At 65.2% G+C, this 26,217-nt stretch carries 24 protein-coding genes; 10 read left to right on the forward strand and 14 right to left on the reverse strand.

Annotated features, from left to right (window positions below):
• The first annotated feature begins 3 nt into the window (after window positions 1-3).
• Genes ACE3OA_RS15055 through ACE3OA_RS15065 form a run of 3 tightly spaced genes read left to right on the forward strand, consistent with a single transcriptional unit; the run spans window position 4 to window position 3,079 of the window.
• Window positions 4-1,254 (forward strand): ABC transporter permease, encoded by a 1,251-nt coding sequence (locus ACE3OA_RS15055; RefSeq protein WP_374312107.1) that lies wholly within the window; start codon window positions 4-6, stop codon window positions 1,252-1,254.
• Complete coding sequence (locus tag ACE3OA_RS15060; RefSeq protein WP_374312109.1) at window positions 1,254-2,063, forward strand: ABC transporter permease; 810 nt, start codon at window positions 1,254-1,256, stop codon at window positions 2,061-2,063. Before ACE3OA_RS15055 ends, ACE3OA_RS15060 begins: the two co-directional genes overlap by 1 nt.
• The gene (locus ACE3OA_RS15065) at window positions 2,060-3,079 is read left to right on the forward strand and encodes a C45 family autoproteolytic acyltransferase/hydolase (protein WP_374312111.1); all 1,020 of its coding nucleotides are present in this window, start codon (window positions 2,060-2,062) and stop codon (window positions 3,077-3,079) included. Before ACE3OA_RS15060 ends, ACE3OA_RS15065 begins: the two co-directional genes overlap by 4 nt.
• On the opposite strand, the gene ACE3OA_RS15070 is transcribed toward ACE3OA_RS15065, so the two are convergent.
• The 11 genes from ACE3OA_RS15070 to hutH form a co-directional block, all read right to left on the reverse strand.
• Window positions 3,072-3,887, reverse strand: coding sequence for an energy transducer TonB (locus ACE3OA_RS15070; RefSeq protein ID WP_374312113.1), 816 nt, complete (start codon window positions 3,885-3,887; stop codon window positions 3,072-3,074). The two genes, ACE3OA_RS15065 and ACE3OA_RS15070, sit on opposite strands and share 8 nt — an antisense overlap.
• Before the next feature lie 5 nt (window positions 3,888-3,892).
• Window positions 3,893-4,312 carry a TonB system transport protein ExbD gene (gene exbD, locus ACE3OA_RS15075; protein ID WP_374312115.1) on the reverse strand — a complete coding sequence of 140 codons (420 nt, stop codon included), beginning with the start codon at window positions 4,310-4,312 and terminating at the stop codon, window positions 3,893-3,895.
• Between the two features lie 14 nt (window positions 4,313-4,326).
• Window positions 4,327-5,238, reverse strand: a complete 912-nt coding sequence (exbB, locus tag ACE3OA_RS15080; protein ID WP_374312117.1) for a tonB-system energizer ExbB — start codon at window positions 5,236-5,238, stop codon at window positions 4,327-4,329.
• A gap of 123 nt (window positions 5,239-5,361) precedes the next feature.
• Window positions 5,362-6,621, reverse strand: coding sequence for a PepSY-associated TM helix domain-containing protein (locus ACE3OA_RS15085; protein ID WP_374312119.1), 1,260 nt, complete (start codon window positions 6,619-6,621; stop codon window positions 5,362-5,364).
• Between the two features lie 16 nt (window positions 6,622-6,637).
• On the reverse strand, window positions 6,638-7,318 hold the full coding sequence (locus ACE3OA_RS15090; RefSeq protein ID WP_374312121.1) for a Fe2+-dependent dioxygenase: 681 nt from the start codon (window positions 7,316-7,318) through the stop codon (window positions 6,638-6,640).
• Between the two features lie 75 nt (window positions 7,319-7,393).
• Complete coding sequence (locus tag ACE3OA_RS15095; RefSeq protein WP_374312123.1) at window positions 7,394-9,949, reverse strand: TonB-dependent siderophore receptor; 2,556 nt, start codon at window positions 9,947-9,949, stop codon at window positions 7,394-7,396.
• Between the two features lie 91 nt (window positions 9,950-10,040).
• The gene (locus ACE3OA_RS15100; protein WP_374312125.1) at window positions 10,041-10,577 is read right to left on the reverse strand and encodes an RNA polymerase sigma factor; all 537 of its coding nucleotides are present in this window, start codon (window positions 10,575-10,577) and stop codon (window positions 10,041-10,043) included.
• A gap of 119 nt (window positions 10,578-10,696) precedes the next feature.
• Window positions 10,697-12,139 (reverse strand): efflux transporter outer membrane subunit, encoded by a 1,443-nt coding sequence (locus tag ACE3OA_RS15105; protein ID WP_374312127.1) that lies wholly within the window; start codon window positions 12,137-12,139, stop codon window positions 10,697-10,699.
• A gap of 8 nt (window positions 12,140-12,147) precedes the next feature.
• Window positions 12,148-14,142: a MacB family efflux pump subunit gene (locus ACE3OA_RS15110; protein WP_374312129.1), complete on the reverse strand. Its 1,995-nt coding sequence runs from the start codon at window positions 14,140-14,142 to the stop codon at window positions 12,148-12,150.
• Window positions 14,139-15,425 (reverse strand): efflux RND transporter periplasmic adaptor subunit, encoded by a 1,287-nt coding sequence (locus ACE3OA_RS15115; protein ID WP_374312131.1) that lies wholly within the window; start codon window positions 15,423-15,425, stop codon window positions 14,139-14,141. Before ACE3OA_RS15115 ends, ACE3OA_RS15110 begins: the two co-directional genes overlap by 4 nt.
• A gap of 178 nt (window positions 15,426-15,603) precedes the next feature.
• On the reverse strand, window positions 15,604-17,130 hold the full coding sequence (hutH, locus tag ACE3OA_RS15120; RefSeq protein WP_374312133.1) for a histidine ammonia-lyase: 1,527 nt from the start codon (window positions 17,128-17,130) through the stop codon (window positions 15,604-15,606).
• A gap of 194 nt (window positions 17,131-17,324) precedes the next feature.
• On the opposite strand from hutH, the gene ACE3OA_RS15125 reads away from it, so the two are divergent.
• Together ACE3OA_RS15125 and ACE3OA_RS15130 are read left to right on the forward strand one after the other, a co-directional pair.
• On the forward strand, window positions 17,325-18,137 hold the full coding sequence (locus tag ACE3OA_RS15125) for a phytanoyl-CoA dioxygenase family protein (RefSeq protein ID WP_374312135.1): 813 nt from the start codon (window positions 17,325-17,327) through the stop codon (window positions 18,135-18,137).
• 66 nt (window positions 18,138-18,203) lie between these two features.
• Window positions 18,204-19,019: a substrate-binding periplasmic protein gene (locus ACE3OA_RS15130; RefSeq protein WP_374312137.1), complete on the forward strand. Its 816-nt coding sequence runs from the start codon at window positions 18,204-18,206 to the stop codon at window positions 19,017-19,019.
• Here ACE3OA_RS15130 and ACE3OA_RS15135 read toward each other — a convergent pair.
• Both ACE3OA_RS15135 and ACE3OA_RS15140 read right to left on the reverse strand, forming a co-directional pair.
• The gene (locus ACE3OA_RS15135; RefSeq protein WP_374312139.1) at window positions 18,998-19,432 is read right to left on the reverse strand and encodes a hypothetical protein; all 435 of its coding nucleotides are present in this window, start codon (window positions 19,430-19,432) and stop codon (window positions 18,998-19,000) included. The two genes, ACE3OA_RS15130 and ACE3OA_RS15135, sit on opposite strands and share 22 nt — an antisense overlap.
• Before the next feature lie 228 nt (window positions 19,433-19,660).
• Window positions 19,661-21,163, reverse strand: coding sequence for an FGGY-family carbohydrate kinase (locus tag ACE3OA_RS15140; protein ID WP_374312141.1), 1,503 nt, complete (start codon window positions 21,161-21,163; stop codon window positions 19,661-19,663).
• Between the two features lie 165 nt (window positions 21,164-21,328).
• On the opposite strand from ACE3OA_RS15140, the gene ACE3OA_RS15145 reads away from it, so the two are divergent.
• Genes ACE3OA_RS15145 through ACE3OA_RS15165 form a run of 5 tightly spaced genes read left to right on the forward strand, consistent with a single transcriptional unit; the run spans window position 21,329 to window position 25,559 of the window.
• Window positions 21,329-21,949 (forward strand): glucose-6-phosphate isomerase, encoded by a 621-nt coding sequence (locus tag ACE3OA_RS15145; RefSeq protein WP_374312143.1) that lies wholly within the window; start codon window positions 21,329-21,331, stop codon window positions 21,947-21,949.
• Window positions 21,946-22,896 carry a hypothetical protein gene (locus ACE3OA_RS15150; protein WP_374312145.1) on the forward strand — a complete coding sequence of 317 codons (951 nt, stop codon included), beginning with the start codon at window positions 21,946-21,948 and terminating at the stop codon, window positions 22,894-22,896. The genes ACE3OA_RS15145 and ACE3OA_RS15150 overlap by 4 nt, the downstream gene beginning before the upstream one ends.
• 4 nt (window positions 22,897-22,900) lie before the next feature.
• Window positions 22,901-23,851, forward strand: a complete 951-nt coding sequence (locus ACE3OA_RS15155; RefSeq protein WP_374312147.1) for an NAD(P)-dependent oxidoreductase — start codon at window positions 22,901-22,903, stop codon at window positions 23,849-23,851.
• Complete coding sequence (locus tag ACE3OA_RS15160; RefSeq protein ID WP_374312149.1) at window positions 23,841-24,698, forward strand: MBL fold metallo-hydrolase; 858 nt, start codon at window positions 23,841-23,843, stop codon at window positions 24,696-24,698. Before ACE3OA_RS15155 ends, ACE3OA_RS15160 begins: the two co-directional genes overlap by 11 nt.
• Window positions 24,699-24,701: 3 nt before the next feature.
• Entirely contained in the window at window positions 24,702-25,559 is an 858-nt protein-coding gene (locus ACE3OA_RS15165; RefSeq protein ID WP_374312151.1) for an SIS domain-containing protein, read from the forward strand.
• Here the strand turns inward: ACE3OA_RS15165 and ACE3OA_RS15170 are convergent.
• Window positions 25,556-26,209 (reverse strand): cysteine hydrolase family protein, encoded by a 654-nt coding sequence (locus ACE3OA_RS15170; RefSeq protein ID WP_374312153.1) that lies wholly within the window; start codon window positions 26,207-26,209, stop codon window positions 25,556-25,558. The two genes, ACE3OA_RS15165 and ACE3OA_RS15170, sit on opposite strands and share 4 nt — an antisense overlap.
• Between the last annotated feature and the right edge of the window lie 8 nt (window positions 26,210-26,217).

Here is a 26,217-nt window from a genome sequence, read left to right on the forward strand (position 1 = left end):
ACGTTGAACGTCAACCAATCCCTGACAGAACTGCCCCGGGCGCCAGGATTCTGGCGCCCGGCTCTTTCTCGCCTCTTCTTCAGCGCCAATGCGCGGCTACTCCTGCTGGTGCTGCCGCTCCTCTTCTTCATCATCGTCACGGTGATCGTGCCCGTCGGGCATTTCCTCTCGCGCGCCATCGACAACTCGACCATCGCCGAGAATCTGCCGCGGACGGCGGCCAGTCTCGTCGATTGGCGGCCGGCCGACGGCGTGCCGGATGAGGCAGCCTTCGCCGCTTTCGCCGAGGACATCCGCGCTGCGGTCGCCTCGGAAACGCTCGGCCAGTTGGCGCAGAGCCTCAACCAGCAGCTGACGGGCAGCCGCAACCTCATCCTGAAAAGCGGCCTCGCCGTCACCGCGGTCACGCCGGAAAATGCCAAGACCCTTCTGCTGGAAAAGCTGCCGGGCCTTGCCAAGCCGGAACTCTGGCGACTGTTCAAGGCAGGCCGGTCGAGCTTCACCGATTTCTACCTGCTGCAATCGCTCGATCTCGAGCGCGACATGCAAGGCGACATCGTCCTGGTGACGCCGGACCGCGCCATTTTCCTGGCGGCGATCTGGCGCACCATCGTCATCAGCATCAATGTGACCTTGATCTGCGCCCTGCTCGCCTTGCCGGTGGCGCATGTGCTGGCGAGCGCCCGCCCGCCTTATGCCGGCATCCTGCTGGCGCTGGTCCTTTTCCCGCTATGGACCTCGCTGCTGGTGCGGACCGTTTCCTGGATCATCATCCTGCAGGGCGAGGGGCCGGTGAATTCGACCCTCCAGTTCCTGCAGCTGATCGACGCCCCGCTGCATCTCGTCTACACGCGCGGCAGTCTCTATATCGCCATGGTGCAGGTGCTCCTGCCGTTGATGATCCTGTCGATCCTCGCCGTGGTGGTGAAGCTGCCCAAGGAATTGGTGCGCGCCGCGACCTCGCTCGGCGCCAATTGGTGGCAGGCCTATTGGCGCGTGCAATTGCCGCTGATCGCACCGGGCATCGTTACCGGCGCCGGCATCGTCTTCGTTTTCGCCTTGGGTTACTACATCACCCCGGCGCTGATCGGCGGACCGCAGGACCAGATGCTGAGTTCCTATGTGGCGCTCTATACAAACAAGACCCTGAACTGGGGCCTCGCCGCCGCTCTCGCGCTGCAATTGCTGCTGGTGCTGCTGGTCGCCATGCTGGGCTGGGCAGCCTTCCAGAAGCTCAGCAAACGGGGCGGCTGATGCATTTCTGGCCACGCTTCCGCGCCCAGCTTGCCGGCGTTCACACCGCCTTGGTGCTGCTCTTCATCCTGGCGCCCATCGCCATCATGGTGCCGATCTCTCTTACCAGCGGCACGATGCTGACCCTGCCGGTGCCGGGCTGGTCCTGGCGCTGGTACGAAGTCGTCTTCACCGATCCGCGCTGGACCGGCGCTTTCCTCAATTCGCTGATCGTCGGTTTTGCCGCGACGGTCATCGCCACGGTCCTCGGCACGCTGGCGGCAATCGGCCTCACCTGGGGGCGCTTTCCGGGCCAGCGCATCATCCTGGCGTTGATTTCTGTGCCGCTGATCCTGCCCATCATCATCATGGGTGTGGCTTGTTTCAGCTTCTATGCGACCTTGGGGCTGGTCGGCTCGCGCTTCGCCCTTGTCCTCGCCCATGCTGGGCTTGCCGCACCTGTCGTGGTCACCACGGTGATGGCGAACCTCAAGAGCTTCGATCGCAGCCTGATGCGCGCCGGGGCCTCCTTGGGAGCCAGCCCCCTCCTCGCCTTCCGCCGCATCCTCGTGCCGCTGGTGGCTCCCGGCATCTGCACCGGCGCCCTCATCGCCTTTCTTATTTCCTTCGACGAAGTGGTGATTGCGAGCTTCCTCACCACGGCCGAGCAACGCACCTTGCCACGGCAGATCTTCAGCGGTGTCCGTGAATCGATCAGCCCGGCCATCGCCGCCGCCGCCGTGGTGCTGATCTTCATTTCGGCCGCCATCCTCGCCTTGACCGCCGAGATGCAGCGCCGCGCCCGTAAGCTGCAGATGCGCCCGCGATGAAGGACGACTGCCCGATCATCGATCTTCAGGGCGATGCGCGGTCGCGTGGCCGCGCGCATGGCGAGGCCGCACGGACCCTGATCGCACGGCATATCGACGGTTGGCGTCTCGCCTCGGAGAAGCAGACGGGACTGCCTTATGCCGAAATCATTGCGAGGCTGCTGGGCGGCACGCATTTCCAGGAAGCAGCGCGCAAATGGACCCCGCATCTGTGGATCGAGATCGAAGGCATTGCCGAGGGTGCCGGGCAGTCTTTTCAGGACGTGCTCGTCTTAAACCTCACCGACGAGCAATGGTGGTTCTTCGCCGAGAAGAAGGCCGAAGCCTGCACCAGCTTTGCCTATCGCGACGCGTTGGGGGCCGTCTGGTCGGGGCAGAATCTCGACATCTCCGGCTGGATGGACGGGCTGCAGGTGGTGCTGCGTTATGGTCTTGATGATGGCGGCAGCGCCATTGTTGCGACTCTGGCCGGCACCATCGGCATGACGGGTATCAACTCGCACGGCATCTCGATCTGCTGCAACACGCTGCTGCAATTGCCGCCCTCGGCCGGCGGCCTGCCATGTCTGATGGCGATCCGCGGCTTCCTCGACCAGCCGCACCTGACAGCCGGCGAGGCCTTCCTGCAAAGGGCCGAGCATGCTTCGGGACTGCACTATCTGATCGCCGGACCGGAAGGCTGGCGGGGCGTCGAATGCGACGCCGTCGGTCTGCGCCGCATCTCCAGTGGCGCCGATTGGTATTGCCACACCAATCACCCCAAGCGCGCGCCGGAACTTGCCTCCCGCTCCTCGGCTGATCGGCTGGCGGCCATGGAAGCAGCACTCGCCCGCAACGACGGAGCTGCCGCCCTCGCCGCCCGGCCGATCTGTCGCGACGGCACCTCGCCTACCGATCCGATCGGCTTCACCATCTTTTCCACGATCTGGCGCAATGCGCCGGGCAGCACGCCCCGCATCGCGCCCGGCCCGCCGGACCAGGCGCGCTACCGCGATATTCCACTGCCGGCTATTTGAGATTGAAATTGATGGCGATGCTGCGCTGCAGCCGCTCGCCCGCCACCTCCGGCGGCAAGGGTGGCAAGGGCGACGCGCGCTGGAAGGTGGCGATCGCCTCCTCATCCAGTGCTGCAAAACCGGAGCTGCGCGTGATGCGCGCCTCGATCACATTGCCGGTGCGGTCGAAAACGAAATTGACGACCGGCGTGCCTTCCTGGTGCTTGCGCTTCGCCACCTTCGGGTAGCGCCGGTATTTTTCGATATGCTTGCGGAAAGCAAGTTCCCACTGATTGGTGGCGTTGCTGATCCGCGCCACTTCGTCCGGCGCGGGGCCGGCGGCAACAGGGGCCACCGCAACGACCGGCTGGGGCGGTGACTCGGCCTTGGCGGTTGACGGCGCCTCGGTGGCGGTCTTGAAGACCGGCGCCTCGACCGGCTTCGGCTTCTTCTTTTCCGCGTCCTTTTTCTTCTTCTTTTTCTTGGCCGGCTTTGGCTTTTCCGGAACGGCAACCGCCACGTTGACCTCAGGCGGCGCTGGCGGGATATCCGCCAGTTCTGCCAAAGGCGGCAGTTCGACCTGCGGCTCGGGCTCGGGCGCCGGTTGGGGCATGTTCTGCGGTGGCGGTGGTGCAACCGGCGCCGGGGCCAATTCGAAAGCGATCACCGTTGCCGGCGGCAGGATCAGTTCCGCGGGCGCTCTGTCCCAATAGAAATACCCTGCCGCACCGCCGCCGACATGGAGGCCGATCATCAGCATGCCGGCCATTGCCCACCGGCCGTTGCCCTGTCCCGGACGATCGAACGAGGTTTGAAAAATCGCCTGCATGACGGCTATGGGCTCTGTTCGAGACCGACCAGCGCGATCTTCAGATAGCCCGCGTCACGCAACATGTTCATGACGGTCATGATTTCGCCATAGGCCACTTCCTCGTCGGCGCGCAGGAAAATGCGCGTCTCCTTGTCACCCTTGGTCAGTGCCTCGAGTGCCGGTGCAAATGTTTCACGCGGAACCTTATCGTTACCGAGGCTCAGCCCCAATTGCTGGTCGATGGTCAGGAAGAGCGGCTTGTCGGGGCGCGGTGCCGGTGTGGCGGATGCCGCCGGCAAATCGACCTGGACATCGACCGTCGACAAAGGCGCTGCCACCATGAAGATGATGAGCAGGACCAGGATCACGTCGATGAACGGTGTCACGTTGATGTCGTGATTCTCGGCAAGTTCCTCATCGCCATGGTTGAGCTTGACGGCCATCGTCCGCTCCCGCCCTATTCGGCCGCGTCGCGATAGTGGCCGGCCTGGGCCAGCGGACGACGGTCGAGGTCGCGGCTGACGAGGCGCAGCAGCTCGGCCGAGATATCGGCAAGCAAGGCCCGATAGCCCGAAATGGAGCGCGCAAATCTGTTGTAGATCACCACGGCGGGAATGGCGGCGACCAGGCCGATGGCGGTCGCCAGCAAGGCCTCGGCAATGCCCGGTGCCACGACGGCAAGGTTGGTGGTCTGCGCCTTCGAGATGCCGATGAAGGCGTTCATGATGCCCCACACGGTCCCGAAGAGCCCGACGAAGGGTGCCGTCGAGCCGATGGTGGCGAGAATCCCGGTGCCGCGCGTGGCATGACGGGCCGCCGCCGCCTCGATACGCTCCAGGCGCGAGGCAACGCGTTCCTTGATGCCCTCGGCGGGCAGGCCGCTGGAGAGATCGACTTCATGCGCCGCTGCCGTGATGAGGTCGCGCACCGGGCCATCCTTCGCCGGCGCGTGACTCACGGCATCGCCCAAGGCCGGCGATGCCGCGAGGGTCTGGCGCGTCAGCCGCGCCTGGCGCCGGGCGCTCATCATCTCAAGGCTGGTGACCAGCCACACGGTCCAGGTAATCACCGAGGCCAAAGCGAGGCCGATCATCACCGACTTCACCACCCAATCGGCCTGCTGGAACATGCCCCAAGGAGAGAGATCATGCGGCAGGATCGCCGGTGCATCCGCCGGCAGGGGCAATCCGTCAGGGCCCAGCGCGATGTCGGGCGCGACCGCTTCCGCCGTCGCCGCCGGTGCAGGCTCGGTCGTCGACGGAACCGGCGATGTCACCTCCTGCGCCAGGGCCGGAAGCGGCATAGCGGCCGTGGCGGAGATCCCGAACAGGAGAACGAAGCACAGCAGGCTGCGCTTTCCTCCAGCCATTGTCTCTTCTCTCTGGCGGCGCATTTTATGGCCTCATCTCAATCCGTTAGCTGGCGCGCACGATATCCGTCGCAGGCCCCTGTCGCGTTTTATGATAGGAATGCGAATGAATTGCAATAGCATTTAGAGGACCTGCCCTGCCATTTGCCGGGCCAGCGCCGCTTGCCGACGGCGGCGGCGCTTGAGCCACCACATCGTGAGGCCGGTGACCGAAAAGAGCAGCGGCAGCAGGCCGGAGAGGAAGACCAGAAACTGCCAGACCGGTCCCCAGCCGAAACCGTAATGCAGCGGCCGCTGATAGAAGGCGAAGGTGTCGCCGGCCGAGAGCGACCTGGGATCGCGCATTTCGATCACGCGCGCGGCCCAGGGGTCGACGAAAACGGCGGTGTTGAAGAGCGCCGATTCCTGATCGGCCCGGGCGTAGCTGAGGCGATAGGGCTGGTCCGGACGTTGCGGCAGGAAGACACCCTGCAAGGCGAGATCCGGCGCCACCGCGGACTGCGCCAAGGCAATGGCGGCGGTGACGTCGATCGGCGCGATACCTTGCTGCGGCATCACGCTGACCGCATTGGGGCGCAGGTCCCGGACCGGCGCCACCAGTCCCACCACGGCATTGATCGGCTGCGGATAGACGATGTAGAGCCCGGTGAAGCTGACGATGACAAAGACCGAAAGCCCCCAGAAGCCGAATGTGTTGTGGAGATCGCGGTTGAAGCGCTGCGTGGTGGCGCCGCGTTTGATGGTGAGCTGCTGGCGCCACTGGCCGGGCCGCGGCCACCAGACGATAAGCCCGCTCACCCCCAGGAACAGCATCACCACTCCCAGCCAGCCGACAATGTCGCGCCCGATGCCCGGGATCATCAGCGACCCGTGAAGCTGATGCATGATGCCGATGACTCCACCCGCACCCCCGGGCCTCGGCCCCTTCTGCACATCGAGCACGGCCAGCGACACGGGATCGATCTTGACCTGGGCGCCACCCATCATGGCGGCCGGTCCCTGAATCTGTCCCTGTCCCTGTCCCTGTCCCTGTCCCTGTCCCTGTCCCTGTCCCTGACCCTGACCCTGACCTTGGCCGCCCGGATTGGCGCGGGCAAAGCGGATTGTCGCCGGCTCACCCGGGGCCGCTGGCAACGATACCGCGGCAGGCTTCGCATCCGTGCCGACGGCACCGCTCGCCGCGGCGATCATGGCGGCGATCGGCGCCGGCGCGCCGGCCGCGAGGTCATAGCGCGGACCCTCGCTGCCGAACCAGGCGGGGAAATCGTCGTGATAGACCAGCACCGAACCCGTGAGGCCGAGGAGGATGAGCGGCAGGAACAGAATCAAGCCCAGCCAAAGATGGATTTCCTGCAACAGCTGGCGGAAGGTCATGCGTTTCATGACGGCGGGCCCTTTCCTAGAGATCCGCCCAGCGGCGGATGAGATTGTGATAGATGCCGGTCAGCGGCACGACCGAGGCATGATCCGGAAGATCGGCGCTCAAGCCCTGAATCGCGCGGTCGAGATCGAAGAGGAGCGTGCGCTGACCGTCGTCGCGGATCATGCTTTGCAGCCAGAAGAAGGAGGCGATGCGCTGGCCGCGCGTCACCGGTGTCACCGCGTGGAGGCTGGTCGAGGGATAGAGCACCATGTCGCCGGCGGCGAGTTTGACGTGATGCGTGCCATAGGTGTCGTCGATGGCAAGTTCGCCGCCGTCATATTCTTCCGGTCCGCTCAGGAACAAGGTGCAGGAAAGATCGGTGCGGATGCGCGTCTCCGCGTCGAGACCCTGGCGGATGGCGTTGTCGACATGAGCGCCAAAACCGTTGCCCGGGCCATAGCGGTTGAAAAGCGGCGGGAAGACTCGCGAAGGCAAGGCAGCGGAGATGAAGAGCTTGTTGCCCTCCAAAGCCGTCAGGATGAGGTCGCCCAGTTCAAGGGCAACCTCGCTCTCCTCCGGCAATTGAGTGTTCCGTTTCACCTTGGCGGATTCATAGCCGGCAGTGACGCGGCCATCCACCCAATCGGCGCTCTCCAGCCGTTTGCGGAAATAGGCGACGGCATCGGCACTCAAGACTTCCGGTATCTGCAGTAACATCTGGGCAATCCTTAAATGGCTTTGCCCCGGCCGCTGCAGCGGCCGGGGCGTCGCTCCTTCTGAAGCTCCGCGTCGCTAGAACTGGAAGCTGGTGGTCAATAGTGCGGTGCGGCCCGGTCCCGGCGTCTGGAACCCGTTGCCGACCTGCTCGATGTAGAACTCGTTGAAGATGTTGTTGACGTTGAGCTGGATGTCGATGTTGTCGGTGAGGTGATAGGTCGCCATCGCATCGACCAGGACGTAATCGTCGATCCTGCTTTCCGATTGGGCGCCGAAGCGGTAGCGGCGTGAACTCATATAGGTGACGCCGGCACCGACATCGACATCCCAAGGCAAGGCATAGGTCGTCCAGAACGACATCGAATGCCTGGGCACGTTGCGGAAAGTGGCGCCGTCGGTCGATGCGCTGGGGCCGGGCTCGAGGATCTTGTCCTGCATGTAGGTATAGCCTGCGAACACTGCCCACTCATCGGTGATGTTGCCGGCAAGCCCGACCTCGAAGCCTTCGACCCGCTGCTTGCCAAGGAGCACGTAATCGGGATCCGCCGCGGTCCCCAGATTCTGCCGCACGCCGTCGCGATCCGTGCGGAAGAGCGCCGCACTCAGCATCAGCTTCTCATCGAACAGATTCCATTTGGTGCCGATCTCGTAGGAGACCGATTCTTCCGGATCGGCGCCGCTGCCGTCCGATCCGACCGACACATCGGCCGCGAGCGGACTGAAGGCCGTGCCATAGGCCGCGTAGATGCTGCCATATTCGACCGGCTTATAATTGATACCGACCTTCCAGCTCAGCATATTATCGCTGCTCTCGAAGCGGGTCGTGGCGCCGCTGGAGACCGTATGCGTCTTCTGGAAGGCGTCGAACAGTTCATACCGGACACCGCCGCTCACCTCGACGGTCTTGGCGATATCCATGTTCTCGAAGGCATAGAAAGCGACGGTGCTGCTGTCATAGTCGATGGTGCTTGCCGGCGAATAGTCGCCGACCAGATCGCGATCCGGGTCCGGATCGAAGGCGTCGGTGTTGGCGGACGCCACGCCGGTGAAGGTGTGGGTCGTGCGCTGTTCCAGGCTGTAATCGATGCCCACCACCAGATCGTGCTCGATATGCTCGGTGGTGTTGAACTCCGCCGTCGCCGTTGCCTGGTTGTTGACGGTGAAATTATCGTAGGTGCGCTTGTTGTGGTTGACGTTGACCAGCGGGAACGCGGCACCGGCCACGTCGGTGCGCACATGTCCGGCGATGCCGTAGAAATCGTCCCACTGCACGCGCAGGATATTGTTGAAGGTCAGCCAGTCATCCGCCTCCCATTTCACGCGCCCGGTGATGATGTCGAAATTGCTGTCTTCGGTCGCCACATCGGCGATGTGATAGAAGTTGCTGCGGTCGATATCGTCATCGATATTGTTGCTGGCCTTGGTCGGCAGGCCGTAATCGGGAATGCTGCTCGATTCGAAATGCTCGTAGGAGAGGGTGAGTTCCAGCGGCGTGCCGAGGCCCGCGGCGATCGAGGGTGCGATACCCCAGCGATTGCTTTCAGTGACGTCGCGTTCGGCCACCTCGTTGTGATGCCAGACGCCGTTGACGCGCATGGCGACGCCCTCGGCATATTCCTCCGGCGCCACCTGGTTGACGTCGACCGTGACACGGCGCGTGTCGTCGGTGCCGACCTGCGCGGAACCGCCATAGAAGTTCTCCAGCCCCGGCGTCTTGGTGACCATGTTGATGCCGCCGCTGACCGAGCCGCGCCCTGCCGTTGCCGAGGACGGACCCTTGGTCACCTCGATCTGCTCGATATTGTAGACGTCGCGGAACGAGCTGCTGGAATTGTCACGCAGGCCGTCGACCGAATTGTCGCTGCGGTTGCTTTCAAAACCGCGGATACGGAAGGTGTTGCCGCGCGTGCCGCCTTCGCCCGACGCCACGGTGACGCCGGGCACGTTCTTGATGGCATCGCGCAACGAGCTTTGCCCGCGATCCTTCAGGACCTTCTGCGGCACCACGACGATGGTCTGCGGCGTGTCGACCAATGGCTGCGTGTATTTGTTCGAGCCGACGCGCAGTGGCTGGTAGCCCTCGCTCAAGGGCGGTGCCGCCTCGGCCTGGTCCTCGACCGTCAGCGGCGCGAGATCGCCGCCGGTCGAATCCGCCGCCGCTCGTTCCAGCGTCACGGCATTGTCGGCCGTCTGCCGATAGCTGAGCCCGGTGCCGCCGAGCAGCGTGATGAGCGCTTGATCCGGCGCCAAGCTGCCCTTGAGCGGCGCCGATTTGAGATTGGCGATGAGATTGGCATCGGCGATCACGGCAATGCCGGTCGCGTCCGAAAAGGCCGCCAGCGCCGTGGCCAGAGGCTGCGCCGGAATGTCGAAGGCGGCGCTGCCGTCGGCCTGTGCGGTCTGGGTCATGAAGGTATCGATCCGCAACGGATCGCCGGCCGAAATCTCAGCGAGACGGCGCTGCCATTGCGTGCCGGGCGTCGCTTCTTCAGCCTTGGCGGCACCCACGCCGGCGACGGCGCTGCCCACCAGCAAAGCAAGGTTGAGATTGAAGCGGCTGCCCCGCCGGCGCGCCTTTTGCGGTGCCGCCCCCGGCGCCCCGTAACCCAGTTCCATGATCGATCGCCCCATCTGAGGCCGGCATTCGTGACCGGCATTCCCCACAAACGAGAATTATTCTCATTTGCATCCATAGCTAGGACGAAGCTGGAGCCCGGGACCATTACTGCGACTGTGAAGATTCTTTTCCGGCGGCTTCCAGGGCGCGGTGGGCGGCGATGGCGCGGCGGCAATGCGCCAAGGCCCGCATCATATGCACGACGACAGTATTCCGCGATATTCCAAGGCGTTGGGATATAGCCGTGTGACTGAGGCCAGCCTCCTTGTGGAGCAGGAACACCTGCCGCCCGCGGGGCGGAAGATCGGCGATTGCCCGCAGCAGGACCTGCCATTCCTCACGCGAGAGGGCGAGCTTTTCAGGCGATGGCTGCGGATCGGCGAGGTCGGCCAATGCCGCATCGGCCCCCTCGCCCGTCAGATGGTGTCGGCGGTTGCGCTGGTAATCGATGGCGAGATTGGCGGCCGTCCGGAAGAGATAGGCCCGCGCATCCAGCGCATTCGGCGCGTCGGCGCTGCGCAGCATGCGGAGGAAGGCTTCCTGAGCGAGGTCGGCCGCCGCATCCGAGCAAGCCAGGCGACGGCGCAGGAAGTGCCGCAAGTCCTTGCCATGATTGCGAAAAAGGGCGTCGAAATCGATCATTGCGGGGGGGGTGGCGCCTCGGCCGGAGGAAATGACGCCGCAATCTATCGATAATAAGAATTAGTCGCAATAAAGCTTTATACCCCCGACCCACCTTATATATGTCACCGGATCGGCACTCAGGCGGCCGGCCGCGGCTGCTGCCAACCGCCGCCCAGCGCCTTGTAGAGCGTCACGATGGCCTGCAACTGCTGCAGCCGCAACTGGCCCAGGCTGTCCTGGGCATCGAACAGGGTGCGCTGTGCATCGAGCAGGGTGACGAGGTCGTCACTGCCGCCCTTGTAGCGCGCGCTGACGATGCGGAATGCCTTGTCGGCCTGCTCGACCTGGACCTGCTGCAGCGCGTACTGCCGGTCGAGTGCACGGATGGCGACCAGCGCATTCTCAACCTCCGCGAAGGCCGTGATGATGACGCTGCGATAGCTTAGCACCAGTTCCTTGCGCTGTGCCTCTGCGACATCGGCATCCGCCGCGAGCTTGCCGCCATCGAAAATCGTCTGCATGACGCTGCCGGCGACGCTGTAGGCAGCCCCCGCCGGACCGAACAGGGTCGAAAGAACCGCCGTCTCCAAACTGAGCGCGCCCGACAAGTTCACCGTCGGCAGCATCGCCGCCCGCGCCGCCACCACATCTGCATCGGCACCGGCAAGATCGGCTTCCGCCTTGGCAATGTCCGGGCGGCGCGTCAGCAGTTCCGATGGCAGTCCCGTCGCCAGGGGCGGTACGGCCAGCGTATCCAGCGAATGCGCCTTGATGCCGAGATCTTCCGGGTTGCGCCCCAGCAGAATGGCAAGGGCAAAGATGTTCTCGCGCTCCTGCTGCTCGAGCGGCGCCAGGGCCGCTTCCTGTGCGGCCACCACGCCGGTCTGCTGCGCCAGATCCGCCGGCGACACGGCACCCAGCTTCGCCTTCGCCGCCACGACGTTGAGGACATCGCGCGCATTGGCCAGATTGTTGTCGGCGATGGCGATCCGGTCACGCAGCGACAGAATCTGCAGATAGGTTGTGGCAACCGAGGCGGTTGCGGTCAGTGCCACCGTCTGCTGGTCGAAGACGCCCGCCCGCAAGGCCTCAAGCGCCGCATGGCGGGCGGAACGGTTGCGGCCCCAGAAATCGACCTCGTAGGATGCGGAAAGCGACAGGCCGAAGGCGTTGCGGTCGAGCGAGGTCGAACCGCTGCCGCTGTTGCCGCCGGAACTGCCTGAACTCTCCTTGGCCGCAGCCTCGGCATCGAGCGGGCCGGTCCTTGAGGCATCGAAACCGAGATTGAGCTGCGGCCACAGGCTCGAGCTGGTGGAGCGCATCTGCGCTTCGGCCTGCTCGACGCGGGCCGCCGCCATGCCGATATCCAGATTGCGGTCCTTCGCGGCAAGGATGAGCGCATCGAGTTCATTGCTGCCGAAGCCGCGCCACCAATCGGCGGCCGGCCAGATCTCCGCCGCGGCCGGCAGCGGTGCCACCCAGGCGGCCGGTGCCTTGATATCGGGCCTTGTCGGTTCGGCCAGCAGGTCGCAGCCGGAAAGAAAGGCGAGGAGAAACAACAGAATCGGTGCGTCGCGCATGGGAAATCTCATTCGCTGGCCAGCGCCGTGACCGGATTCATGCGCGCCGCCTTGATCGCCGGCGCGAGGCCGAAGACAAGACCGACCGCAGCGGCACAGGTAAAAGCCAGCAGGATGGTGGGGATGGAAAACTGGATGCTCATGCCGAGGGCACCGATGACGAGGGCGGAAACGATGCCGAGCCCCACCCCGATGAGGCCGCCCAGAGCCGAGACGATGATGGCTTCGACCAGGAATTGCTGCAGGATGTTGCGGGTCCGTGCACCTGTCGCCATGCGGATGCCGATCTCGCGCGTGCGTTCGGTGACGCTGACCAGCATGATGTTCATGACGCCGATCCCGCCCACCACCAGCGAAATGGCCGCGATCGAGCCCAGCAGGATGGTCATGGTGCCGGCGGTCTGCGAGGCGGCCTCGATGATCGCCGCCATGTTGCGAATCTGGAAATCCTCGATCCGGTGCCGCTCGATGAGCAGGTTCGCGATCTTCTGCTGCACATCCGTCATCAGGCTTTCGTCAGCGACCGAAACGGTGATCGAGCGCAGGTCCGACTCCCCGAAAAGCCGCAAGGCCGCGGTGCTCAACGGCACGAAGACATTGTCGTCCATGTCCTGGCCGAACGAGGCCGCGCCCTTTGGCGCCATCACGCCGATCACCTCGAAGGGCACATTGCTGATGAGCACCACCTTGCCGACCGGGTCGATGCCGACCGGGAACAGGTTCTTGACCACGGTCTGGCCCAGCACCGCCACCGCGGCAAGGCCCTTGCTGTCGGCATCGCTGAAGAAGGCGCCTTCGGCCACCGCCCAATCGCGGATGAGCGGCAGGCCTTGGGTGGTGCCGGTCACCTGCGTCATGTAATCGCTGTTACCGAAGCGCAGGGTCAGGCTGCTGCTTTTCTCAGGCACCGCGGCGCGGACATGGCCCAAGCCCTCGATCGCGACCGCATCCTCCGCCACCAGCGACGTGATGCCGGCGGCCGAGGGGCCGCGCTGGTTCGGCATGCCCGGCCGGATGACCAGCTGATTGCTGCCCATGGCGTTGATGCGCGCCATCACATCCTTGGTCGCCCCCTCGCCCACCGCCAGCATGGCGACGACCGAGCCGACGCCGATGACGATGCCGAGCAGGGTCAGAATGGTGCGGAAGAGATTGCGGCGCAAAGCGCGCAAGGCCATCTTCACCGCCTCATAGGCATCGCCGATGAAGCCGATGCGCCCGCCATCCGGCAGCGCGAATTCCTCGGCCGGCGGCAGCGCCTTCAGGTGGCGCGAACCGCTATCGGCCGAGATGAGCCCGTCGGCGATCTCGATCAGCCGGTCGGCATGGGCGGCGACATTGTGATCATGCGTCACCAGGATGACGGTATGGCCGGCATCGGCCAATTGCCGCAGCAGGGCCATCACATCGGCACCGCTGCGGCTGTCGAGGGCACCCGTCGGTTCGTCGGCAAGGATGATGCGGCCGCCATTCATGAGGGCGCGCGCGATCGAGACGCGCTGCTGCTGGCCGCCGGACAGCTGGCTGGGGCGGTGATCGAGGCGTTCCTCGAGCCCCAATCCGCCGAGCAGCATGGCCGCGCGCGCATGCCGCTCGCCCGGCCGCATGCCGGCATAGATGCCGGGGATTTCGACATTTTCCAATGCCGTCGCCGTGGCGATGAGGTTGTAGCTCTGGAACACGAAGCCGAAAGCGTCGCGCCGCAATTCGGCGAGTTCGTCGCGGCCGAGGTCCGCCGTGTCGCGCCCCCCGAACCGATAGGAGCCCGCACTGGGCGTATCGAGGCAGCCCAGGATATTCATCAAGGTCGATTTGCCGGAGCCGGACGCGCCCATGATGGCGACGAATTCACCCTGGTGGATGCTGAGCGAGACGCCGTGCAGCACCTCGACCGCATAGCCGCCGCCGGTCACGAATGTCTTGCGGACGTCGCTGAGGTCGATGAGCGGCGCGCGGTCGCCCGGGTTGACGGGTGACGGCTCACGCGCAACGGCAAGGTTCATGGAAAGCCCCGGAGACCGCCGCGATTGCCGCCAGGCGCTGCTGTTGTCTCGCTGCGCTCGCCCACCACGACCTTGTCGCCGGGCTGCAACCCCTCGGCAACCTCGGCAAGGTTGCGGTTCTTGACGCCGATCGTCACCTTGCGCGGCGCGTAGCTGCCATCGGCCTGCGCCAGCAGCACCTGATAGGTACCGGCCGGCGCCGATGTGTCGCTGGTGGGGCGCAAGGCCGTGGTCGGCACGGTCACGACATTTTCCGCCTTGGCGACCATGAAGGTGACCTGGGCGCTCATCTGCGTCATCAGGCGCTGGTCGGGATTGGCGACATCGAAGAGCGCGTCATAGAGGATGACGCCGTTCACTTCCTCCGGCGTGGGCAGGATCTGGCGCAGGACACCGTGCCAATAGCGGTCGGCCTGCCCCAGAGTCGTGAAGCGCGCCTGCATGCCGAGTTCAAGGCGCGAGATATCGGCTTCCGACACCTGCGCCTCGACCGTCATGGTGCCGAGATCGGCAATGCGCATGAGGATCGGCGCCGATTGATTGGCATTCAATGTCTGGCCGAGGCGCGCATCGAGGCTCACGACGGTGCCGGACATCGGCGCATAGATGCGGGTATAGCCGAGATTGGCCTCATCCCCTTCCAGCTCGGACCGGGTCTGCTGCATCTGCGCCTTGATGGCGGCGATCTGTGCCTTGGCGGCGCGCAGATTGGCCGCGGCCGTGTCGAGCGCATCCTGGCTGGTGGCATCCTGCGCCATCAGGCCGGATTCGCGCGCATATTGTTCCTTGGCCAGCTGCAGCTGCGCCTGCCGTTCCTCAAGCTGGGCCTGCAGATTGAGGAGCTGCGCCTGATTGGCGGCAACCTGGGATCTCAGCACCGCGGCGTCGAGCTCGGCCAGCAATGCCCCCTTCTCGACCTCGTCACCCACTTTGACGTTGAGCGCGATGATCTGCCCGGACACCTGGGCGCCGACATCGACATAGTCGCGCGGTTGAATTTCGCCCACGGCAGAGACGGTATCTTCAACCGTGCCCACCGCGACATCGGCCAGCAGGTACTGACTGCCGGTCGATGCCTTGCTTTGCGTCAGATGCCACAGCGTGCCGGCGGCAGCGATCGCCACGGCCAGCAAGGCCGCGAACCACGGCCAGCGCGCGCGCCGCCGCTTTGCGGCTGCCGGCCGCGCGCGACCGAGCGGTGCGGCGCGCGTGGGTTCGGACCGTAGGGTCCCCCCTGTCGTGGCACTGGAGCGGTGGGATTGGGAATCTGGTGCGATAGTCATGATCTTCCGGCGTCAGGGATCTGGCTGCACCGGCCGATGGTTGGACCAGGCGCAACTCATTGATCGCGTGACAGAATGGCTGGAGGACCGCGCTGGGTCCCCGCTCTGGCTACCTGTCGCCTGCTGCGAGCAATGCCAGGATTGCACGGGGGCGGCGGAAGAACCCTGCGCGGATTTTTTAAAGGCCGGCCGGCAGCGCGGCGGCGATGGAACCGGCCCAGGCGCCCTCGCTCATGCGCCGTGCGACCAGCGCGATGTCGGGGGAGAGGAAGCGGTCCTTGGCATAAGGCGGGATCTCGGCGCGCAAAGCGGCATAGGCCGCCTCGGTGCCGATGCCGCGCTTGAGGCCGGGATAGAATTCCATCGCCTGCGCCGCCAGCAGATATTCGATCGCCAGGATATGGCGCGCATTGGCGATCACCTGCAGGCATTTCAGCGCCGCCGGCGTGCCGAGGCTCAGATGATCCTCCTGCTGGGCGGAGGTGATGTAATTGTCGGTTACGTAAGGATGCGCCAGCAGCTTGTTCTCGGCGGCAAGCGAAGCCGCGGCATATTGCGCGATCATCATGCCGGAATTGACGCCGCCCTCCTGCACCAGGAAGGCCGGCAAAGTGCTGACCGCCGGGTTGATCAGCCGGTCGAGGCGGCGCTCGGCGACCGAGCCCAATTCCGCCACCGCCATTGCCAGCAGATCCATCGCCATTGCCAGGCTCTGCCCATGGGGATGGGCGTTGGAGATGACGCGGTAATCGGCCGGCGTGCCGATCACCAGCGGATTGTCGGTGGCGGACCCCAGCTCAATCTCGACTTGCCGGCGCACATGGTCGATCTGGTCGCGGCTGGCGCCGTGAATCTGCGGAATCGAGCGGATGGAAAGCGCGTCCTGGGTGCGGAAACCCTTCGACTGCGCCACGATCTCGCTCTCCGCCAGCAGCGCGCGCAGGCGCCGGCCGACATGAAGCAGCCCCGGATGCGGCTTCAAGGCCAGCACCGCTTCGTCATAGGCGGCGATCTGGCCCTTCAGCCCTTCAAAACTGAGGGCGCCGACGATATCGGCCCAATCGGCCAGCTGCTCGGCCTCGGCGAGGGCGAGGCAGGCAAGGCCGGTGAGACAGCGCGTCCCGTTGACGAGGCACAGCCCGTCCTTGGCGCCGAGTTCGACCGGCGCAAGGCCGACGGCGCGCAAGGCGTCCGACGCCGGCAGTTGCCTGTCCTTGAAGACCACGTCGCCCATGCCGATGAGTGCCAGGCCGATATGGGCACCGTGCGTGATGTAGCCGACAGAGCCCTGCCCCGGCACCACCGGCGTGATGCCGTGATTGAGCAGCGCCACCAGCTGCGCCACCACGGCTGGGCTGATGCCGGACTTGCCGTGGCACAGATCATTGACCAGCGACACCATGATCGCCCGCGTCGCCACCTCGGACAGCGGCGTGCCGATGCCGCAGGCATGGCTCATCAGCGTGTTGCGCGACAGTTCGGTCTGCTGGGCGCCGCTGAGCACGATTTCGCTCAAGGCGCCGAGGCCGGTGCTGATCCCATAGGCCCGCTCGCCGGTCGCGACGATGCGCTCGACGATGGCCCGGCCATTGGCCAGTTGCGCCATGGCCGCCGGCCCGATAGCCAGTTCCGCCGCGCGCCGGGCGATGGCCACCAATTGCCGGTAGCTGAGCGCTTCCGATCCGCGTTCGATCCGATCCTGCATGGCGTCCACCCCAATCCGGCCTTGAGTGTACCTGTATATACAGGCTGAGACATGCCAGCAAGCGGGGGCGCGATGAGCTTTCGGAACAGGGCGATGCGGGCGGCTGATGGGACTGTGGCGGAAGGCAATATCTTGTTCAGCGACCGCGCAATCTCTGGCAAAGAGATCGGCAGCCAGGACGGATGAGGAAGACCATGCAGATCACCGCCGCCGATATCGCGACCTACGCCGCCGATGGCGCCATCGTGCTGCGCGGCGCCTTTGCCGATTGGGTCGAACCCTTGCGTGCCGGTGTCGCCCGCAACATGGCCGAGCCCGGCCCCTATGGCGCTGAAAACGTCCGGCCCGGCGAAGGTGGCGGCCGCTTCTTCGACGATTATTGCAACTGGCAGCGCATTCCCGAATTCGCCGCCTTCGTCACGACCTCGCCGGCTGCCGAGATCGCCGGCCGCCTGATGGGCAGCCGGTCGTCGCAGATTTTTCACGACCATGTGCTGGTGAAGGAACCGGGGACGGCGAAGAAGACGCCGTGGCACCAGGATATGCCCTATTACTGTGTCGATGGCATGCAGACGGCCAGCTATTGGCTTCCGCTCGACCCGGTCACCAGCGACAACACGCTGCGCCTGGTGCTGGGATCGCATCTGTGGCCCAAACTCCTGCGCCCCAAGCGCTGGGCCGGCGGCGAGGATTTTTACGCCGACCAGGAACAGTTCATGGACCTGCCCGATGTCGAAAACGGCGACTTCCGCATCCTCGCGCCGGCACTGGAACCGGGTGATGCCATCCTCTTCAACTACCGCACCGTGCACGGCGCCAACGGCAATACCGGCGGCAACCGGCGTCGCGCCTTTTCCTGCCGCTTTCTCGGCGACGATGCGGTTTACATAGAGCGGCCCGGCCGCACCTCGCCGCCTTATCCGGGCATCAATCAGCGGAATGGCGAGCGGTTGCGCGAAGATTGGTTTCCCACCATTTGGCGACAGAGTGGCGCGGGCGCGGCCTGAACCTTGTTTGGCGGGGCCGTGTGGGGCAAGCTGACCGCACAAGGAAACCGCCAGAGGTGAAAACGGATGGCCAGGAACACGAAGCAGGCAAGACCGATCCTGCGCGCGTTGTGTGGCGTCGTCCTGGGTCTTTGCACAGCGACGGCCGCGCTGGCCGATCCCGCATCCCTCCGCATCGGCTATTCCGACAAGGAATCCTCCTTCTATCTCACCGGCAATGGCCGCGAGATTCCGGCAAGGCCCGGCATCGCCATCGAGATGGTGGAGACGGCAGCCAAGGCCTGCCATGTCGCCGTGCAGTTCTCGCGCTATCCCGGCGGTCGCTTGCTGGCGCTGATCGGCGACAATACCATCGACGGCGTGGCGATGCTGTCCTTCACGCCGGAACGGCTGGCGCTCGCTGCCTATCCGATGAAGGGCGATGTGGCCGACCCCGACTTTCAGATTGCCAGCCTCAGCTACGCTTTCTATGTCCGCAGCGACAGTGACGTGGCCTGGGACGGGCATGCGATCAGCGGGCTCGCCCGGCCGATCGGCGCCAATCTCGGCTGGTCGGTCGTCGACGATCTGAAGAAGCTGGGCCTGCCGGTGGAACCGGCCAAGGACACGCAGAACAATTTCAACAAGCTGCTGGGCGGCCGGATCGATGCCGTCGCCATGCACACCACGATCGGCGACACCTATCTTGAGGAAAACAACATCGCGGGCAGGATCAAGCGCCTCGATCCGCCGATCTCGACCAAGCCCTATTACCTGGTGCTAAGCCGCGCCTGGCACGATGGGAATCCGGACGCGGCCCGATGCCTGTGGCGCTCGATCGCCGACCAGCACGCCCACGATCTCTCGACCCTGTTGGGGCGCTACCGCGACGCCTTGAACTGAACCTGCGGGCGGACGGTCCGCGGCGACAGAAGGGCGCTGAGCGCCGCCGCGTCGATATCCGCCTCGAAATCCGGCCCATGGATCGTGATGCCGTTCTGGAGGGCGTGCTTCACTTCATCGGCGCTGAGGGTCACCTCGCCCGTCGGCACGTCATGGAGATGGAGCGAGCCGTCGGCCCCGTAGGTCCAGCGCGTCGTGCTCGCATAGCTGCTGACCAGCACCTGGAGCCCGCGTTCCCAATCTTCCCGGCCCAGCATGTAATGCCGGCACGCGAGCGACACCGGCTGGATCGGTGCCGGCCTGGGCTGGCGCCCGGACCGGAGGAGATAGTCACGAAACTGGATGATGGTAGCGGAAACGGCAGGGGTCTCCGGCCCGGCTGCTGCCGGCGCGACCCGTGAATCCTGCTGCACTGTGTTACCTCGCCGAGGATAGAAACCTGCCAGATGGCTGGCCCCCAGTACCGACCCGATACTGACAATGGCGGAAATTGATATCGCCGCGCCAAAATTGCGAGAGGAATTTTGCGGCGGGCCCTAAAAATTCGATAAAAAATTTGTGAGCCGGGAGGCGGCGTCACCGGCGGATCCAGCGGTGGGCGGATCCGGCGGTGGGCGGATCCGGCTCTCGTTGCGCCTTCTCTAGTCCTTCAAGCCGTCGAGATCGTCGTAAAGCGCCTGCGCATGCTGGTAGAGCCGGTTGAAGACCGGCTGCATGCGCTGATAGGTCTCGGCCCATTTCGGGTCGGGCAGGATTTCGCCGGCATATTGGACGAAAGCGGCTGCGGCCTCTTCGGCCTTGGCAAAGCGCCCCGTCGCGGTGGCGGCGATCGCCGCGCAGCCGATGACGCCGCACTCGGCCTCTTCCGGCACCAGGATCGGGATGTTGTAGGCGCTGGCCTTGATCTTGAGCCAGAGCGGGGTCTTGGCCCCGCCGCCCGAGGCGATGACGCGCTCGAGCCTGCGCCCGGCCGCCTGCTCCATGATGCGCAGTTGCCGCGTCACCGCAAAAGCCACACCCTCCATCACCGCCCGGTGCAGATGCGCAAGGCCGTGCTCGGCCGTGATGCCGAAGAACTGCGCCCGCGAATTGCGATGTGCGCCGAAGCGCTCGCCGGTGAGGTAGGGCAGGAAGAACAGCCGCTCGGCGCCGGCCGGGGCGACCGCCGCCTTGGCCACGATCTCTTCATAGGAAAGCGCCTTCTCATGGAAGGCGCGGCGGGCCCAACGCATGGAATCACCGCCTGATTCCAGCAGCACGAAACCGCCCCAGCCACCTTCGACCGTGCCGATGTTGGAGATTTCCGGATCGAGCAGCGGTGCCTCCGCGACCACCGTGATGATGGCCGATGTGCCGGTGACGTCGGAGCAGAGACCGGCGCGCGACACGCCGGAGCCCAGCAGCGCCACCGGAAAATCGCCGCCGCCGACCAGCACGGGAATGCCGGCGGGCAAGCCGGTTTCCGCCGCCGCCTGCCGGCTGACCGACCCCAGAATGTCGGTGGGCTTCCGGATCGTGACGAGTTTGCCGATGTCGAGGCCGAGCAGATCGCACATATGCTGCGACCAGGTACCGTCCGCCGGGTCCATCAGGAAGCTGCAGGCGGCTTCGGTCCGGTCCATGGCGATCTCGCCGGTGAGGCGGAAATTGACATAGTCCTTGGGCATCACCACGGCGCCGGCCGCATCATAGGCGGCAGGGTCCGCGTCGCGCAGCCATTGCAGTTTGAAGCCCGGCCAGGCCGGCGTCGGCGGATTGGCGGATTGACGGAGATAGTCGGCGGGGCCATGCGCGGCCTCGAACGCCTTCACCAGGCCCGCCGTGCGCTTGTCGTTCCACAGCGGCGCCGTCTCGCGCGTCAGGCGCCCGTTCTTGTCGAGGAGAACCGTGCCATGCATCTGCCCGCAGGCGCAGATGGCGGTGATGCGCGCGGCAAGGCCGCTGTCGCGGGCCAGCAATTGCCGGACGGAATCGACGACGCCCGCCCACCAATCCACCGGCCGCTGCTCGGACCAGCCATATTGCGGGACGATCTGGTCATATTCCCTGGCGGCGATGGCACGGATGCGGCCGGAAAAGTCGACCAGGGCGGCCCGCGCGCTGCCGGTGCCGATATCGATGGCGAGATAGAGATCCTGGGGCAAGGGGCGTCCCTGATGTCGAAACTGTTTTCAGTAGCATAACTACACGATTTGGCGGGTCAATCGCCTATTTTCTGCGTGTTTTCTGCAATGCAGCAAGGAGCAAGGCGAGCCGGCTTGATCGGTTTTAGCTATTTCTGTAGTATTACTACCGAAATGGAGGGTGAGATGGCTTTAGTCGAACCAACCGCCTGTCAGGTGGACATTGCCGCCGGGACCATGTCCGGGGCCACCGGGACCTACCGGAAGCGCCTCGCGGATCTGGCCGGCCTCTATGCCGACCAAGCGGCTTTCGCGGCGGCCATCGAGGCCGGCGGCGATGCCATCGTCTATGACGTCGCCGACTTCCGCCCCTCCGCGAGGAGCGGCGATCTCATCTTCGGCCTCACCCGCATGTCACCGGGTCGCATCGGCGACGAGTTCTACATGACGCGCGGTCATATCCATGCGGTCGCCGACCGGCCGGAGATCTACTACGGGCAGTCGGGCCGTGGCCTCATGCTGATGGAATCGCCGGTGGGCGAGACGCGCGTGGTCGAGATGACGGCGCAGACCATCTGTTACGTCCCGCCCTTCTGGATTCACCGCTCGGTCAATACCGGGGCGAGCGATTTCGTCATGGTCTTCTCCTACCCGGCCGATGCGGGCCAGGATTACGGCATCATCGAAAAGTCGAACGGCATGCGGCACCGCGTGATGGCGGGTGGGCCCAAGGGCTGGCAGTTGGTCGAAAACCAGGATTATCGCGGCCGCTCGGCCGCAGCGATTGCCGGGCTGATGTCCACATGACTTACCAGCCAGCGACCCGGCCCACGCTCTATTTCATCGGCGTCAGCACGTCGAAAAGCTCGATCATGCCGGTCTTTCCGGCCTGGGCGCAGCATCTTAGGCTCAAGGACGCGGTCATCAAGGGGATCGACTTCCCGCTCCATGCCGATCCGGCCGCCTACCGCGCGGCGGTATCCTTCATCAAACAGGATCCACTCTCGCTGGGCGCCCTGGTCACGACGCACAAGATCGACCTCTATGCCGCTGCGAAGGATCTTTTCGAGGAGACCGACGCTTACGCCAGCTTGATGCATGAGACTTCCTGCATCTCGAAACGGGGTGCAAAGCTGATCTGCCATGCCAAGGACCCGATCTCGTCGGGCCTCACCATCGACAATTTCCTGCCCGCCGATCATTTTGCCAGGACAGGCGCCGAGCTCTTCTCCATCGGCGCCGGTGGCTCGACCATCGCCCATACCTGGCATCTGGCGCAGAAGAAGCGCGGCGCCAACCGGCCGAGCCGCATCATCGTCGCCGACCGGGACCGGGGGCGGCTCGACGAGATCAAGCGCATCCACGCAGCCTTTGCCATCGATCTGCCGGTCGACTACGTGCAGGTGGCGGACGCCGCCGGCAATGACGCGATCCTTGCAGGCCTCAAGCCGCATGCGCTGGTCATCAACGCAACCGGCCTCGGCAAGGATGCGCCCGGATCGCCGCTCACAGACGCCGCGCGCTTCCCCGACCACGCCATCGCCTGGGACCTCAATTACCGGGGCGATCTCGTCTTCCTCGATCAGGCGCGGGCGCAAGCGGCCGCGCGTCATCTGCAGATCGAGAACGGCTGGACCTATTTCATCCATGGCTGGACCCAGGTCATCGCCGAGGTCTTCCACATCGACATACCGACCAGCGGTCCCGGCTTCGAGGCGCTGTCGCGCATCGCCGCCGATGCCGCGAAAGGCTGACACCATGCAGGCCCGCATCCTCATCACGCCGCGCTCGCTCACCTCCGGCCCGCATCCGCAAATCGACCGCCTGCGCCAGGCCGGCTTCGAGGTGGTGACGTCGACCCCCAACGCGCTGCCCGGTGAAGCCGAGCTTATCTCGCTGCTGCCCGGCTGCGTCGGCTGGCTGGCCGGGATCGAGCCGGTCTCGGCCAAGGTGATTGCGGCGGCGCGCGATCTCAAGATCGTCAGCCGCAACGGCACCGGCATCGACAATCTGCCCCTCGATGCCCTGCGCCAGCGCGGCATCGCCGTGGCGACGGCTGGCGGGGCCAATGCTGCCGGTGTTGCCGAATTGGCGGTCGCCCTCATCTTCAGCGCGCTGCGCCACATTCCGGCGGCCGATGCCGGCATCAAGCAGGGTGAATGGCCCCGGCGGCTCGGGCGCGAATTGCGCGGGCGCAAGGTCGCCGTGATCGGCTGCGGCGCCATCGGCGGCGAAGTCGCCCGCATGCTGAACGCGCTTGGCGCCCAGGTGCTGGCCTATGACCCGCTGCGCCCGGATCTGCGCCTCACCGGCGACCGGTTCCGCTGGGCCGATCTGCCGGCAGCACTCGCTGAGGCCGACATCATCTCCTTCCACTGCCCGCTGCAAAAGGACGGCAAGCCGATCCTCGATGCGGCCGCCATCGCGGCCTTGCGGCCCGGTGTCATCATCGTCAACACGGCCCGCTCCGCTTTGGTCGATGAAGCGGCGCTGCTGGCCGGTCTCGAGAGCGGCCGGATCGAGTGTTACGCAACCGATGTTTTCGAGCAGGAACCGCCCAGGGACCTGACCATTGCGCGGCACCCGAATGTGATCGCCACCAGCCATATTGGCGGCTTCACCGATGAAAGCGTCGAGCGTGCCACTTCCGTCGCCATCGATCATCTGCTGGCGGCCCTGCAGCCCGCGGCAAAAGCCCATGCCGGCTGAACTCGCCGCCCATTCCTTCGCCGGCACGCTGGCGGCGCAGCTGGCCCGGCCGGCGGGGATTGCACCCGCGCTCTATTGGCTGGGCCAGGCCGGTTTCGCGCTCGATGCCGGCGGATACCGGCTGGTGATCGATCCCTATCTTTCCGATTCACTGGCCGAGAAATATCGCGGCCGGACCTACCCGCATGAGCGGATGATGGCCGCCCCCGTCACCCCGGACGGCCTCGGCAAGGTCGATCTGGTGCTGAGCACGCACCAGCATACCGACCATATGGACCCGGCCACCTTGCAGCCGCTGCTGGCGACGCGGCCGGACGTCAAGCTGGTGGCGCCCGTCGCTGCGCTGGACGAGGCGCTGAAGCGCGCCGCGATCGGGCGCGACCGCTTGCATCTGATCGATGCCGGCGAAACGATCGCGCCGCTGCCCGGCTTGCGCGTCACCGCCACCCGCTCGGCCCACGAGACCTTGGAGCGCGACGGCGCAGGCCATTACCGCTTCCTTGGCTATGTCATCGAGATCGGCGGCTTGCGCCTGTGGCATTCCGGCGACACGGTTCCCTTCGACGGCATGGTCGCGGAAGTGGCGGCGCTCAGGCCCGATATCGTGCTGCTGCCGGTCAATGGCCGCTCGACCGAATTGCTGGCCAATGGCGTGCCGGGCAATCTGGCGCTGGGCGAGGCGATATCCATCGCCCGCGATGTCGGCGCCAAGGCCCTCATCGCCCATCATTTCGGCATGTTCGCCTTCAACACCGAAGATCCGGCGGCGATCGACCGGGCGGCTGAAACCCTGACGGCGCCGCGCCTCTTCCGCGCCAGCCTCAACACCGTCTATCGCTGGGGATAGTCCATGGCAGATGCGCCGCATCAGAATGTGCTCGAAATCATCCGCGTGACGCGCGAGGCCCTGCGCAAGTCGGACCGCAAGGTGGCCGATGCGATCCTTGCCGATCCGCGCCGGTTTCTCACCGCCACGGTGGCGGAAACGGCCCTCCTTGCCGATGTCAGCCAGCCCACCGTCATCCGCTTTTGCGCCGCCATTGGCTGCGGCGGCTTCCAGGATTTCAAGCTGCGCCTGGCACAGGCCCTGGCATTGGGGACGCCTGCCACGCATTCCGTGCTGCTCGAGAGCGACGGGGCCGAGGAAATCTTCGACAAGATCTTCGACTACACCATCACCAGTCTCGACTGGGCCCGCAACCGCATCGACAAGACGCATCTCGCCCATGCGGTCGACCTCTTGGCGGCCGCCAGCCGTATCGAGTTCTTCGGTTTCGGCGCCTCCGGCATCGTGGCGCAGGATGCGGCGCAGAAATTCCCCCTCTTCGGTGTCCCCTGCGGTGCGCAGATGGATGCCCACCAGCAGATCATGGTGGCGAGCCTATTGGGCCCACAGGATGTCGCCGTGGTCATTTCCAATACCGGCAGCACCCGCTCGCTTTTCGAGATCGCTGACATTGCGCGCGGCAACGGCGCCAAGGTGATCGGCCTCATCGGCAACACGGCGCCGCTGATGGCGCATTGCGATGTCACCATCCTGATCGAGACCCTGGACAATACCGACGTCTATACGCCCACGATCTCACGCATCGCCGCCTTGACCGTCATCGATGTTCTGTCGACGGCGGTCGCCATGCGCCGTGATCCGGCGCATCGCAGCCGGGTCGCGGCGATGAAGGAATTGCTGCGCAGCTCACGCAGCAGTTAGAGCGTCGCGAATTCCTTCAGTAGCTCGTCGGTCGAGCGCTGCCGGCAATAGCCCTTGATGGCCGCTTCGGAAAAGGCCTGCCGTTCCGGCGTATAGGTGGCGCAGGCATCGGGCACCAGGGTCACCATATAGCCCAGATCGCCGCCGCCCCGGACCGTGTTCTCGACGCATTGATCGCTCAGGATTCCGAACACGATGAGATAGTCGAAGCCCATATTGCGCAGGATGTAGTCGAGATTGGTGGTGCCCCAGGGTCCCGATGCTGTCTTCCGCACGATGATGTCGTCGGCGGCCGGTGCCACCTCGTCGATCACCTTGGCTTCCCAGCTGCCGCGCGGGTTGTTGATGAAGGACGCCTTGTGGTCGATGCCGCGATCGCGCCCATCCACGGTCAGGCTCTCGATGACGACATAGATGTTCTCGATGCCGAGCTTCCGTGCCACCGCATGGAGACGCTGCTGGTTGGGAATGGCCAGGTCATCGAGCCGGTCATAGAAATAGCGGTACTTCTCGCTTTCCGGCGTGCGGGCATGGCGCTTCGTGGCCGCGCAGTCGGCATTCTGCATGTCGACGCTGATGAGCGCCGTCCGCGCCGGCACGATGGGGCGCTGGCGATAAGCGGGACCGAGGATTTCGGGACGGTCGGACATGGATGATC

The organism is Dongia sp. (genome assembly GCF_041906375.1).
Classification (GTDB): Bacteria; Pseudomonadota; Alphaproteobacteria; order Dongiales; family Dongiaceae; genus Dongia.